This is a genomic window from Enterobacter sp. BNK-8 (assembly GCF_048685095.1).
Lineage (GTDB): Bacteria > Pseudomonadota > Gammaproteobacteria > Enterobacterales > Enterobacteriaceae > Enterobacter > Enterobacter quasiroggenkampii.
In genome coordinates, this window is sequence record NZ_JBLQTN010000001.1 from 3,405,002 (window position 1) to 3,417,882 (window position 12,881).

The 12,881-nt window shown below is 57.7% G+C and carries 16 protein-coding genes; 3 read left to right on the top strand and 13 right to left on the bottom strand.

The features are described 5' to 3' along the window. Positions 1 to 31: 31 nt before the first annotated feature. Positions 32 to 1,234: an MFS transporter gene (locus tag ACMGGU_RS16415; protein ID WP_262811442.1), complete on the top strand. Its 1,203-nt coding sequence runs from the start codon at positions 32 to 34 to the stop codon at positions 1,232 to 1,234. Next, positions 1,231 to 1,611: a DUF4440 domain-containing protein gene (locus ACMGGU_RS16420; protein WP_262811443.1), complete on the top strand. Its 381-nt coding sequence runs from the start codon at positions 1,231 to 1,233 to the stop codon at positions 1,609 to 1,611. Before ACMGGU_RS16415 ends, ACMGGU_RS16420 begins: the two co-directional genes overlap by 4 nt. A gap of 52 nt (positions 1,612 to 1,663) precedes the next feature. Here the strand turns inward: ACMGGU_RS16420 and rpoS are convergent, their stop codons facing one another. Together rpoS and nlpD are read right to left on the bottom strand one after the other, a co-directional pair. Then, positions 1,664 to 2,656, bottom strand: coding sequence for an RNA polymerase sigma factor RpoS (gene rpoS, locus ACMGGU_RS16425; RefSeq protein WP_008499600.1), 993 nt, complete (start codon positions 2,654 to 2,656; stop codon positions 1,664 to 1,666). A 59-nt stretch (positions 2,657 to 2,715) separates the two neighbouring features. Continuing rightward, positions 2,716 to 3,789 carry a murein hydrolase activator NlpD gene (gene nlpD / locus ACMGGU_RS16430; protein ID WP_240613108.1) on the bottom strand — a complete coding sequence of 358 codons (1,074 nt, stop codon included), beginning with the start codon at positions 3,787 to 3,789 and terminating at the stop codon, positions 2,716 to 2,718. Here nlpD and ACMGGU_RS16435 point away from each other — a divergent pair. Then, positions 3,731 to 3,862: a peptidase gene (locus tag ACMGGU_RS16435; protein ID WP_369751013.1), complete on the top strand. Its 132-nt coding sequence runs from the start codon at positions 3,731 to 3,733 to the stop codon at positions 3,860 to 3,862. The genes nlpD and ACMGGU_RS16435 overlap by 59 nt on opposite strands. Positions 3,863 to 3,956: 94 nt before the next feature. Here ACMGGU_RS16435 and ACMGGU_RS16440 read toward each other — a convergent pair whose 3' ends face one another. The 11 genes from ACMGGU_RS16440 to cysG all read right to left on the bottom strand — a co-directional run bounded on the left by ACMGGU_RS16440 (position 3,957) and on the right by cysG (position 12,752). Beyond that, positions 3,957 to 4,583: a protein-L-isoaspartate(D-aspartate) O-methyltransferase gene (locus ACMGGU_RS16440; protein WP_008499604.1), complete on the bottom strand. Its 627-nt coding sequence runs from the start codon at positions 4,581 to 4,583 to the stop codon at positions 3,957 to 3,959. Next, on the bottom strand, positions 4,577 to 5,338 hold the full coding sequence (gene surE, locus ACMGGU_RS16445; RefSeq protein ID WP_021241911.1) for a 5'/3'-nucleotidase SurE: 762 nt from the start codon (positions 5,336 to 5,338) through the stop codon (positions 4,577 to 4,579). Before surE ends, ACMGGU_RS16440 begins: the two co-directional genes overlap by 7 nt. Beyond that, positions 5,319 to 6,368, bottom strand: a complete 1,050-nt coding sequence (truD, locus tag ACMGGU_RS16450; protein WP_045908488.1) for a tRNA pseudouridine(13) synthase TruD — start codon at positions 6,366 to 6,368, stop codon at positions 5,319 to 5,321. Before truD ends, surE begins: the two co-directional genes overlap by 20 nt. After that, entirely contained in the window at positions 6,365 to 6,844 is a 480-nt protein-coding gene (gene ispF, locus ACMGGU_RS16455) for a 2-C-methyl-D-erythritol 2,4-cyclodiphosphate synthase (protein ID WP_008499607.1), read from the bottom strand. Before ispF ends, truD begins: the two co-directional genes overlap by 4 nt. Continuing rightward, entirely contained in the window at positions 6,844 to 7,554 is a 711-nt protein-coding gene (gene ispD / locus ACMGGU_RS16460) for a 2-C-methyl-D-erythritol 4-phosphate cytidylyltransferase (protein ID WP_048029219.1), read from the bottom strand. The genes ispF and ispD overlap by 1 nt, the downstream gene beginning before the upstream one ends. A 19-nt stretch (positions 7,555 to 7,573) precedes the next feature. Further along, positions 7,574 to 7,885, bottom strand: coding sequence for a cell division protein FtsB (gene ftsB / locus ACMGGU_RS16465; protein WP_008499609.1), 312 nt, complete (start codon positions 7,883 to 7,885; stop codon positions 7,574 to 7,576). 166 nt (positions 7,886 to 8,051) lie between these two features. Further along, positions 8,052 to 8,378, bottom strand: coding sequence for a DUF3561 family protein (locus tag ACMGGU_RS16470; RefSeq protein ID WP_008499610.1), 327 nt, complete (start codon positions 8,376 to 8,378; stop codon positions 8,052 to 8,054). 58 nt (positions 8,379 to 8,436) lie between these two features. Beyond that, positions 8,437 to 9,042 (bottom strand): adenylyl-sulfate kinase, encoded by a 606-nt coding sequence (gene cysC / locus ACMGGU_RS16475; protein WP_252077779.1) that lies wholly within the window; start codon positions 9,040 to 9,042, stop codon positions 8,437 to 8,439. Next, on the bottom strand, positions 9,042 to 10,466 hold the full coding sequence (gene cysN / locus ACMGGU_RS16480) for a sulfate adenylyltransferase subunit CysN (RefSeq protein WP_420300746.1): 1,425 nt from the start codon (positions 10,464 to 10,466) through the stop codon (positions 9,042 to 9,044). Before cysN ends, cysC begins: the two co-directional genes overlap by 1 nt. Positions 10,467 to 10,475: 9 nt before the next feature. Then, positions 10,476 to 11,384, bottom strand: a complete 909-nt coding sequence (gene cysD / locus ACMGGU_RS16485; protein ID WP_008499613.1) for a sulfate adenylyltransferase subunit CysD — start codon at positions 11,382 to 11,384, stop codon at positions 10,476 to 10,478. Between the two features lie 9 nt (positions 11,385 to 11,393). Beyond that, positions 11,394 to 12,752, bottom strand: coding sequence for a siroheme synthase CysG (gene cysG / locus ACMGGU_RS16490; RefSeq protein WP_048224629.1), 1,359 nt, complete (start codon positions 12,750 to 12,752; stop codon positions 11,394 to 11,396). Positions 12,753 to 12,881: the final 129 nt, after the last annotated feature.

Genomic DNA, 12,881 nt, shown 5'->3' on the forward strand with positions numbered 1-12,881 from the left:
TACGATACGCCCCCTCACCGGAGGATCCACCATGACGTATCGCAGCAAAATTGCCGTTGTCTATCTGCTGGGCTTTTTTCTTGATTTGATCAACATGTTTATTGCCAGCGTCGCCTTTCCGGCAATGGCTCACGCCTTTACTGCCACGCCTTCTGCGCTTGCCTGGGTCAGTAACGGGTATATTGCCGGTCTGACGCTGGTGATCCCGTTCAGCAGCGTGCTCACGCGCCGCATCGGGCCAAAGCGCGTCATCCTGTTTTCGCTTTTTCTGTTCAGTGCCGCCTCTGCTGCGGCAGGCACGTCGGCAACGCTTGAGAGTCTGATCGCCTGGCGAGTGCTTCAGGGCGTGGGAGGAGGCTTACTGATCCCGGTCGGACAGGCGCTGACCTGGCAACAGTTCAGGCCGCACGAGCGGGCCCGACTCTCCTCAGCGGTGATGCTGGTTGCGTTGCTTGCCCCGGCCTGCTCCCCGGCTGTCGGCGGCGTGCTGGTGCAGACGCTGGGCTGGCGATGGATCTTTTTCGCCACGCTCCCGGTGGCTATTGTGACCTTTGTTCTGGCCTGTCTGTGGCTTAAGCACGAAAAACCCACGATGAACGCGGCCAAACTGCTAAACCTGACCTTGCTCGCGGACCCGCTTTTGCGATTTTCCATGCTTGTCTATTTATGCGTCCCCGGCATATTTATTGGGGTGAACGTCACGGGCATGTTTTATCTTCAGCACGAGGCGAACATGAGCCCTGCCGTAACGGGAATGCTCATGCTGCCGTGGTCTGTGGCATCGTTTCTCGCCATCACGGCGACGGGACGTTATTTTAACCGTATCGGCCCCCGGCCGCTGATCGTCATCGGCTGCCTGTTGCAGGCGGCGGGTATTCTGCTTTTGATTGACGTCAGCTCGTCAACACTGTTGCCTGCCGTCGCGTTTACCCTGATGGGCGCGGGAGGAAGCCTGTGCAGCAGTACGGCTCAGAGCAGCGCGTTTCTGACAATGCGCCGGGACGAGATGCCGGATGCCAGCGCGCTGTGGAATCTCAATCGTCAGCTGAGCTTTTTTGCCGGTGCCCTGCTGCTTGCGCAGGTGCTGAACCTGGCGCAGGCGTGGCTGACACCTCACGCCGCCTGGCACGGGATGTTTATTTTTGCTGCAGGCATGACCTTGCTGCCTGTAGTGTACGTTTTTCGTCTTAACAATACGCAGGTGCTAAACCAACTGCGACAGGAGAATTCATGACGCCTTTTGAACACGACATTATCGACCTCCACATTGCGCTTGAAGACTGGTTAGGCAAAGGTGAAGGCGATCCCGACGCCCTGCTCGCCCGTTTCCGTCCCGATTTTCTGATGATCCCGCCGGGCGGTGTGCAGATCGACTATCGCGGCCTGGCCAGTTTTCTGGAAAAACAGCGCGGAAGCCGTCCCGGGCTGAAAATTGTCATTGACGAATTAACCACGATCCAAAGCGGCGAACGGGGTGCAGTGCTTCACTACCGGGAGACGCAAATCCGTCCAGACCTGCCCGTCAACGTGCGCTGGTCGACCGCGGTGCTCAGTCAGGAAGGCGACAACATAACGTGGCGTCTGCTGCACGAGACGGCGGCACAGCCGTAACACAAAAGAAAAAGGCCCGTCTCACGACGGGCCTTTTTTGACGAAAGGTTGCTTATTCGCGGAACAGCGCTTCGATATTCAGACCTTGCCCCTGCAGGATTTCACGCAGGCGGCGCAGACCTTCAACCTGAATCTGACGAACACGTTCACGGGTCAGGCCAATTTCACGGCCGACGTCTTCCAGTGTCGCAGCTTCATACCCCAGTAAACCGAAACGACGTGCCAGCACTTCACGCTGTTTGGCGTTCAGTTCGAACAGCCATTTGACGATGCTCTGTTTCATGTCATCGTCCTGCGTGGTGTCTTCCGGACCGTTATCTTTTTCATCGGCCAGGATGTCCAGCAGCGCTTTTTCGGAGTCGCCACCCAGCGGGGTGTCAACGGAGGTAATGCGCTCGTTGAGACGCAGCATACGGCTTACGTCATCAACCGGTTTATCGAGTTGTTCGGCAATTTCTTCTGCGCTTGGCTCGTGGTCCAGTTTATGGGACAACTCGCGTGCGGTGCGCAGATAGACGTTCAACTCTTTGACGATATGGATCGGCAGGCGGATCGTACGGGTCTGGTTCATAATAGCCCGTTCGATGGTCTGACGAATCCACCAGGTCGCGTAGGTTGAGAAACGGAACCCGCGTTCCGGGTCAAACTTCTCAACTGCGCGGATGAGACCTAAGTTGCCCTCTTCAATCAGATCCAGCAGAGCCAGACCACGATTGCCGTAACGGCGGGCAATTTTCACGACCAGTCGCAGGTTACTTTCGATCATGCGACGACGCGAGGCGACATCACCACGCAAAGCACGACGTGCGAAATAGACTTCTTCTTCGGCCGTTAGCAGTGGGGAGTAACCAATCTCCCCAAGGTAAAGCTGAGTCGCGTCCAGTACACGCTGTGTGGCACCCTGCGATAACAGCTCTTCTTCAGCCAAATCGTTATCACTGGGTTCCTCTTCTACTAAGGCTTTTTCGTCAAAAGCCTCTACTCCGTTCTCATCAAATTCCGCGTCTTCATTTAAATCATGAACTTTCAGCGTATTCTGACTCATAAGGTGGCTCCTACCCGTGATCCCTGAACGAGACACCCTGGCTGGCATGCCCCGTCAAATTATCGCTGCGGCAAATACTGCAGCGGGTTTACGGATTTCCCCTTGTAACGAATTTCAAAATGCAAGCGTGTAGAACTGGTTCCGGTGCTACCCATGGTAGCGATTTTTTGCCCCGCCTTAACTTCTTGTTGTTCCCGGACCAGCATTGTGTCGTTATGGGCGTAGGCACTCAGGTAATCATCGTTATGTTTGATGATAATAAGATTACCGTAACCGCGCAGAGCGTTACCGGCATACACAACGCGTCCATCTGCGGTCGCGATGATAGCCTGTCCTTTACTCCCTGCGATATCGATCCCTTTATTTCCCCCTTCGGAGGAAGAGAAGTTTTCGATAACCTTGCCGTCAGTCGGCCAGCGCCATGCAGAAATCGGCGAACTGGAGGTCATACTGCTGGCAGTCGGTTCAGTAGAGCTAACCACAGGTGCCGTAACCGGTGCTGTGACAGCAGTCGCAGTCCCTTTATTATTCGGCAACATTTTGTTAGCAGTCTGATCACCTGAATCCTCAGAATACGTAATTACAGGTTGTGAAGCAACCACCGTGGTGGATTTTTGTGCAGGCTTAACGCTGTTATTTTGAGCCGTCACATCAGCCGCTGAAACCGTGTTGCCAGGCGTAAGCGGCGTGCCCGTCGCGTTGCCCACCTGGAGCGTTTGCCCGACTTCCAGACCGTATGGGGCCTGGACGTTGTTGCGCTGCGCGAGGTCACGGAAATCGTTCCCGGTGATCCACGCAATGTAGAACAGCGTATCACCGCGTTTCACGGTATAGGTGCTGCCACCGGTGTAGCTACCTTTCGGAATGTTCCCATACTGGCGGTTATAGACTATGCGGCCATTTTGGGTCTGAACAGGCTGTTCAACTGGCTGAACCTGCATTGGCTGTGTAACAGGATGTTGCACAGGCTGAATTTGTGGTGTTTGCTGCGGCGCAGCAGTTCCCATTTTAGGTGGCGGCGTGATTAACATTCCGCTGGACGTGTTACCGGAGCCGCTGTTTCCGCCGACGGAACTGACGGGCGCAGGCGCGTTGTTAGAACTTGTACAGCCTGCCAGCCAGAGCGAAACCAGTGATAATGCCGCAACACGGCTGATGGTGAATTTAGGGCTTCCCGCGCTCATTTATCCCCCAGGAATGTGTTAACTACCAGTGACTTAAAATTTACCGTGATGGCACGAATCTTTCGCGCCACACCATACGCTGAATTTGCCTTAATAACCCTGGATAATTCCGAGTCTCAGGCCAACTCCCCCTTCACCAGAGGCACAAAGCGCACGGCTTCCACGGTGTCGATAATAAACTCGCCGCCGCGCCGACGAACGCGCTTCAACAGCTGCTGCTCGTCCCCGACAGGCAGAACCAGAATGCCCCCCTCGTCCAGCTGCGACAACAGGGCTGCTGGAATTTCAGGCGGGGCCGCCGTCACGATGATCGCGTCAAACGGGGCACGAGCCTTCCAACCCTGCCATCCATCACCGTGTCGTGTCGAAACATTATGTAAATCAAGTTGTTTCAGGCGACGACGCGCCTGCCACTGTAAACCTTTAATCCGCTCAACGGAGCAAACATGATGCACCAGATGCGCCAGGATCGCGGTCTGATACCCCGAACCGGTGCCAATCTCCAGCACGCGGGAGTCGGGCGTCAGCTCCAGCAGCTCCGTCATGCGAGCCACCATGTAAGGCTGCGAAATCGTCTGGCCCTGCCCGATGGGCAGCGCCACGTTTTCCCACGCTTTGTGTTCAAACGCCTCGTCTACAAATTTCTCACGCGGAACCAGGGCGAGCGCTTCAAGCACGTGCTCGTCGCGGATCCCCTGCGCGCGTAGTTGTTCCAGAAGAGTTTGTACACGTTTGTTTACCATTGCGCGTTCACTCCTGCGCGATCCAGCCAGCCCGACACCACATCATGCGCGCTATACGCGGTTAAATCTACGTGCAGCGGGGTAACCGAAACATAGCCTTCCTCCACGGCGGCAAAGTCGGTATCCGGACCCGCATCGCACTTATCGCCGGGAGGGCCGATCCAGTAAAGCGTGTTGCCGCGCGGATCCTGCTGCGGGATCACCTGATCGGCAGGATGTCGACTCCCGCAACGGGTGACGCGGATGCCTTTAATTTCATCAAGAGGAAGATCCGGCACGTTGATGTTGAGGATGCGTCCGGTACGCAACGGCTCGCGGCCGAGCGCCCGCAGGATCGAACAGGTCACCGCGGCGGCGGTATCGTAGTGCGTGTAGCCGTTCAACGAGACCGCCAGCGCCGGGAACCCCAGGTGACGTCCTTCCATTGCGGCCGCCACGGTGCCGGAGTAAATCACGTCATCGCCGAGGTTAGGCCCGGCGTTAATGCCGGAGACGACGATATCCGGACGCGGCCGCATCAGCGCGTTTACGCCCAGAAAAACACAGTCGGTTGGCGTGCCCATCTGTACGGCAATATCGCCATTTTCAAAGGTAAAGGTGCGAAGCGACGACTCCAGCGTCAGCGAGTTAGACGCTCCACTGCGGTTACGATCGGGTGCCACAACCTGCACATCCGCAAACTCGCGGAGGTGTTTCGCCAGGGTCTGAATGCCTGGCGCGTGGATCCCGTCATCGTTACTCAGCAATATTCGCATAATCACCCGAGGTGTTGATTAGTTCCCTGACAACACTGGTGGCAAAGCTGCCTGCCGGCAGCCAGAAGCGTAACTCGACGGTCACGTCATCCCACCAGTTCCAGCTTAACTGCTGCGGATAGAGCAGCATCGCGCGGCGTGCCGCGTCGACTTTTTCCCGCACCAGCAAGGACTGCAATTCTGGCGCATCCGCCACGGCTGACTGCTCGGCAGCCAGGGCGTCGCCCTGTGTTCCCCAGTCGCCCGTGCCAGGCAACGCGGCGGTGATCAGCAGCCCTTTTGCGTCCACGCGCGACTGGACATCGGCCATCTCTTCGGCCGTTGCTACAAACCAGCTTCCGCGTCCCGCTAATTGTAGCGCATCGCCAACAACAACTTGATTCGCGTCCGGTTTTTTCAGCCTTTCGCTCACAATCTGATTAAACAACGCACTGCGGGCCGCCGACAACCAAAAACTGCGTTTATTCCTGTCCCGCACCGGCGCGTCGCTTTGCGCCCAGCGCAGTGCGCCCTGCAGGTTGCTGCCGCCAATGCCGAAACGTTGCGCGCCAAAGTAGTTCGGTACGCCGCGGTCACTGATGGCGTTCAGACGTTTTTCAACGTCTTCACGATCAGTCACTTCGCGCAGCACCAGCGTAAACGCGTTGCCTTTCAACGCCCCCAGACGCAGTTTGCGCTTGTGGCGGGCATATTCCAGTACCTTACAGCCCTCAAGCTCAAATTTGCTTAAATCAGGCATCGTATTGCCGGGAACGCGCGCGCAGAGCCACTGTTCGGTGACGGCGTGTTTATCTTTCTGCCCGGCAAAGCTCACCTCGCGGGCATGAATTTTGAGAAATTTTGCCAGCGCGTCGGCCACAAAGCGGGTATTGCAGCCATTTTTCAGAATACGCACCAGGATATGTTCGCCTTCGCCATCCGGCTCAAAGCCCAGATCCTCGACCACGAGGAAATCTTCGGGGCTGGCTTTCAGTACCCCGTTCCCCTGCGGTTTGCCGTGCAGATATGTCAGGTTGTCGAAGTCTGTCATTTGCTCGCCTTCACCAGCAGCGCCACGGCTTCACAGGCAATCCCTTCGCCACGACCGGTGAAGCCCAGCTTCTCGGTGGTCGTCGCTTTGACGTTCACGTCGTCCATATGGCAACCCAGATCTTCTGCGATAAACACGCGCATCTGCGGAATGTGCGGCAGCATTTTCGGGGCCTGGGCGATAATCGTCACGTCGACGTTGCCAAGGGTGTAGCCTTTCGCCTGGATGCGGCGCCACGCTTCGCGCAGCAGTTCACGGCTGTCTGCCCCTTTAAACGCCGGGTCGGTGTCCGGGAACAGCTTGCCGATATCACCCAGTGCGGCCGCGCCCAACAGCGCGTCGGTCAGCGCATGCAGCGCCACGTCGCCATCAGAATGCGCCAGCAGCCCTTTTTCATAAGGAATGCGCACGCCGCCAATGATAATTGGGCCTTCGCCGCCAAAGGCGTGTACATCAAAACCGTGTCCAATTCGCATTATGCCTTCTCCTGATGGGTCAAACGGGTAAGATAAAATTCCGCGAGCTGTAAATCTTCCGGACGCGTCACTTTAATATTATCAGCACGTCCTTCAACAAGCGTTGGGTGGAAACCGCAGTACTCCAGCGCAGAGGCTTCGTCCGTAATGGTCGCCCCTTCGTTAAGCGCGCGCGTTAAGCAGTCGTGGAGTAATTCGCGGGGGAAAAATTGCGGCGTCAGCGCGTGCCATAGATCGACGCGATCGACGGTGTGGGCGATAGCCCGTTTGCCCGGCTCGGCACGCTTCATGGTGTCGCGCACGGGGGCGGCCAGAATGCCACCCACTTTGCTGGTTTCGCTCAACGCCAGCAGGCGAGCGAGATCGTCCTGATGCAGACACGGACGCGCCGCGTCATGCACCAGCACCCACGGCGCGTTACCGGCAGCCTGAATGCCTGCCAGCACGGAATCGGCGCGCTCGGCACCGCCATCGACAACGGTAATCTGTGGATGATTTGCCAGCGGTAGCTGCGCGAAGCGCGCATCGCCCGGGCTGATAGCGATGATCACCCGCGTCACCCGCGGGTGCGCCAGCAGCGCCGCCACGGCGTGCTCAAGGATCGTTTTATCGCCAATAGAGAGGTATTGCTTGGGACATTCTGTCTGCATGCGCCGGCCAAAACCTGCGGCCGGCACCACGGCGCATACGTCCGAAAAAGTTACTGCCATGTCGTAATCCTGGGCCTGATTATCGATTGTTTTGTGCTGAGCCCTGATTGCGTTTAGACGCATCCGGAACCAGACGATAAAAGGTTTCGCCCGGCTTAGTCATACTGAGTTCATTGCGTGCGCGTTCCTCAATCGCCTCTTGCCCGCCATTGAGGTCATCAATTTCAGCGAAGAGTTGATCGTTTCGCGCCTTAAGTTTGGCGTTTGTTGCCTGCTGAGCCGCGACGTCATCGCTCACCCGGCTATAGTCGTGCAGTCCGTTCTTACCGAACCACAGCGAATATTGCAGCCAGATTAGCAAAGCCAGCAACAGCAGCGTTAGTTTACCCATCCTGCCCCCTGAAAAACGGCATCATCATCCCAAGACTTCCCCAGAGCACTACGCCGGGGTAACAGAGATGCCGCAACATCGCGGGCAAATGTACCACATTTTTTCCGCAGAATCGTCCTGCTCAATATCGTTACACAGTTGGTTACGGTTTGAATTATGGCTGAAGTTAGCCCATGAGCCACAAAAATAACAGACCAAACATCAGAACCACCGTCACAATCGTGACCACGGTACTGTAGAGCAGCTTGCCATTGAGCAGCGAGTGCAGCGCAATGCCGACGACAACCGCCACGGGCATCAGCGCCAGAAAGAAAGGCCAGGTGTAGAGAAAGAAGAACAGCGTGTTGCCGCCGTAGATAAGAAACGGGATACCCAGCGCCAGCAACCATGAGACGAAGCCAATGATGGCCCCAGGAAATGACCAGGTCGTTTCGTCGTCGGTCGCAAGCGGCTCCGACCCGGTGGTGGTAATGTAATGTTCACTGTTGCGCATAGCTAGTCCTGTGACCGTGACTCATCGTTCGGGAAGACAGCTCCCGAACGATACCGTCTCAGGATCTGATAATATCGTCCCGTCTGAGCAGGTCTAATAATTGGCTTACTAAATTTGTTACCAATTGTTGACCCTCCAGGTGAATTTCAGGCGATTCAGGCGCTTCGTAGACCGCGTCAATTCCGGTGAAGTTGCGCAGTTCTCCGGCACGCGCTTTTTTGTACAGCCCTTTCGGGTCGCGCGCTTCGCAAACCTCCAGCGGCGTATCCACAAACACTTCAATAAAGCGATCCTGACCGACGCGTTCGCGCACCATCTGGCGCTCGGCGCGGTGCGGAGAGATAAACGCGGTCAGCACCACCAGCCCGGCATCGGCCATCAGGCTGGCGACTTCCCCGACCCGGCGGATGTTCTCTTTGCGGTCGTCGTCGCTGAACCCTAAATCGCTGCACAGGCCATGGCGCACGTTGTCGCCATCCAGCAGGTACGTGCTTACGCTCTGCTGATGCAATGCCTCTTCCAGCGCGCCCGCCACCGTCGATTTACCCGAGCCAGACAGCCCGGTAAACCACAGCACAACCCCACGGTGACCGTGGAGCTGTTCGCGCTGGGCGACGGTGACCGGATGAGGATGCCAGACGACGTTCTCATCATGCGCGGCCATTACTTGCCTCCCAGCAGATCGCGCGCGCCCCAGTGCGGGAAGTGTTTACGCACCAGCGCATTTAGTTCCAGCTCAAAGGCGCTGAATTCAGAGGCCACAGCAGCCTGTTTAATCGGTTCGCGTACCATACCGGCACCGACGGTAACGTTGGTCAGCCTGTCGATAAAGATAAGCCCGCCCGTCACCGGGTTCTGCTGATACGGATCCAGCACCAGCGGTTCGTCGAAGGTCAGATCGACCAGACCAATACCGTTCAGCGGCAGCTCGGTAACTTCGCGCTGGGTCAGATTGTTGATGTCCACCTGGAACTGAATACCGTCCACGCGGGCGCGGGTCTTCTTGCCAGCAATTTTGATGTCGTAGCTCTGGCCCGGCGTCAGCGGTTGCTCCGCCATCCACACCACATCCACGGAAGCCCCCTGCACGGCGGCCAGGGTTTCCTGGGCATCCACCAGCAGATCGCCCCGGCTGATATCAATCTCGTCTTTCAGCACCAGCGTAACCGCTTCACCGGCACCCGCGTCCTGCAGGTCACCGTCGAAGGTGACGATGCGGGCGATGGTCGATTCCACGCCGGATGGCAGCACCTTGACGCGCTGACCGACCTTCACAGAGCCTGACGCAAGGGTACCGGAGAAACCGCGGAAGTCGAGGTTTGGACGGTTCACGTACTGCACCGGGAAGCGCATCGGCTGGGTGTCGACCACGCGCTGGATTTCAACCGTTTCCAGCACTTCCAGCAGCGTCGGGCCGCTGTACCACGGCATGTTCGCGCTCTGGGAGGCGACGTTATCCCCTACCAGCGCCGAGAGCGGCACAAAGCGGATATCCAGGTTGCCCGGCAGCTGTTCGGCAAAGGTCAGGTAGCTCTGGCGGATCTCCTCGAACTTCTCTTCGCTGAAGTTCACCAGATCCATCTTGTTGACCGCCACCACCAGGTGTTTGATCCCCAGCAGCGTGGAGATAAAGCTGTGGCGACGGGTCTGATCCAGCACGCCTTTACGGGCGTCGATCAGCAGGATCGCCAGGTCGCAGGTCGACGCGCCGGTCGCCATATTGCGGGTGTACTGTTCGTGCCCCGGGGTGTCGGCGATAATAAATTTGCGCTTCTCGGTAGAGAAATAGCGGTAGGCCACGTCAATCGTGATGCCCTGCTCGCGCTCCGCCTGCAGGCCATCCACCAGCAGTGCCAGATCCAGCTTTTCGCCCTGGGTACCGTGACGCTTACTGTCGTTATGCAGGGAGGAGAGCTGATCTTCATAAATCTGGCGCGTATCGTGCAGCAGGCGGCCAATCAGGGTACTTTTCCCGTCATCCACGCTGCCGCAGGTCAGAAAACGCAGCAGGCTTTTGTGTTGTTGCGCATGCAGATACGCTTCCACGCCGCCTTCGTTGGCAATTTGTTGAGCAATAGTGGTATTCATGGCGGCTCCTTAGAAATAACCCTGACGTTTCTTCAGCTCCATGGAGCCTGCCTGGTCGCGGTCAATCACGCGCCCCTGTCGCTCGCTGGTGGTCGACACCAGCATCTCTTCGATGATCTCCGGCAGCGTCTGGGCGTTGGATTCCACCGCGCCGGTCAGCGGCCAGCAGCCGAGGGTGCGGAAACGGACCATCTGTTTTTTGATCACTTCGCCCGGCTGCAGGTCGATGCGATCGTCATCGATCATCATCAGCATGCCGTCGCGCTCCAGCACCGGGCGCTCGGCGGCCAGGTACAGCGGAACGATCTCGATGTTTTCCAGATAGATGTACTGCCAGATATCCAGCTCGGTCCAGTTGGAGAGCGGGAAGACGCGGATGCTTTCGCCTTTGTTGATCTGACCGTTGTAGTTGTGCCACAGCTCCGGACGCTGGTTTTTGGGGTCCCAGCGGTGGAAGCGGTCGCGGAAGGAGTAGATACGCTCTTTGGCGCGGGATTTCTCTTCGTCACGACGCGCGCCGCCGAAGGCCGCATCAAAACCGTATTTGTTCAGCGCCTGCTTCAGCCCTTCGGTCTTCATGATATCGGTGTGTTTGGCGCTGCCGTGCACGAACGGGTTAATACCCATCGCCACCCCTTCCGGGTTTTTATGCACCAGCAGCTCGCAGCCGTAGGCTTTCGCGGTACGATCGCGGAACTCGTACATCTCGCGGAATTTCCAGCCGGTATCCACGTGCAGCAGCGGGAACGGCAGCGTACCTGGATAAAACGCTTTACGCGCCAGATGCAGCATGACGCTGGAATCTTTACCGATGGAGTACATCATCACCGGGTTAGAAAACTCGGCGGCCACTTCGCGGATAATATGGATACTTTCCGCTTCGAGCTGCCGCAGGTGTGTAAGACGTTTTTGGTCCATAACCGTTCCTTAAGCCAAATTTACAACAGAAGAACCAAAGCCTTCTGTATCGGTTGTGTGCTGAAACCAGGCGAGCGTGCTGTGCAGCTGCACCACTTCTCCCACCACGATCAGGGCGGGCATAGGGGCGTCTTTCGCCAGGGTTGCAAGATGTTCCAGGGTGCCCGTCGCAACGTGCTGATCGACGCGCGTACCGCGAGAAATGACGGCAACGGGCGTCGTCGCCTCGCGACCGTGCTGAATAAGCTGTTCACTGATGTCCGCCGCCTTCATCGTGCCCATGTATATCGCCAGCGTCTGGCGGCTCTGGGCGAGATGCGACCAGTCAAACGGCGTGCTGTCCGCCTTATAGTGGCCGGTCACAAAGGTGACGCTCTGGGCGTAATCGCGGTGGGTCAACGGGATACCGGCGTAAGCCGTCACCGCAGAGGCCGCCGTGATGCCGGGCACCACCTGGAACGGTATGCCCGCTTCGGCCGCCGCCTGCAGCTCTTCGCCGCCGCGACCGAAGATAAACGGATCGCCCCCCTTCAGGCGCACCACGGTTTTGCCCGCTTTGGCGGCGTCAACCAGCATCTGGTTGGTGTCGTGCTGCGGCACAGAGTGCTCGCCTGCCCGTTTGCCCACGCAGATTTGCTCCGCGTCGCGACGGATCAACTCGCGCACGCCGTCGGTGACCAGATGGTCGTAGAACACCACGTCCGCGTCCTGCAGCACCTGCAGGCCGCGCAGCGTCAGAAGCCCGGCATCGCCCGGCCCCGCGCCCACCAGAATGATCTCCCCGCCGGTGCTGCCGGGGTTATCCAGTTCGTCTTCAAGAATTTTCTGCGCCGCTGTCTCATTACCGGCATGCATCAGGCTGGCAAAGCGGCCGCGAAACACGCGCTCCCAGAAGCGACGGCGTTCCGTCACGCTGGTCAGGCGCGTTTTCAGATGGTTGCGCCAGTAACTGGCTTTCTCAGCCATCCGCCCGAGGCTGGTCGGTAGCAGCGCTTCGATTTTTTCCCGCAGCACGCGTGCCAGCACCGGTGCGGTCCCGCCGGAGGAGATCGCCACCAGCAGCGGCGAGCGGTCAACGATCGACGGGAAAATAAACGAGCATAAAGGCTGGTCGTCCACCACGTTCACCAGGCGGTAACGGGCCTGAGCGGCGTCGGAGATCCGCCGGTTGAGGTCACGATCTTCGGTCGCCGCAATCACCAGCACGACGCTGTCGATTTGTGACTCGTGAAAATCTGCCTCTGCAACGATCTGCACCTGCGCCCCTGCACGCTGCAGAAACGCAATTTTGCGATCGGCGATTTCACCCGTGCCAACAACCAGCACCGGTTTCTCTTTAATCGCAGCAAATAAGGGCAGATAGTCCACAGGCAACAACTCACTAACAACGAGGAATAGAGGGACTATAGGGGGCGGCTTAGACCGAATGAAATTACGAATTGGAATGAGTAGTTACTCAATGGAATAACGCGATGAAAATGCTAATACCAAAAAGTG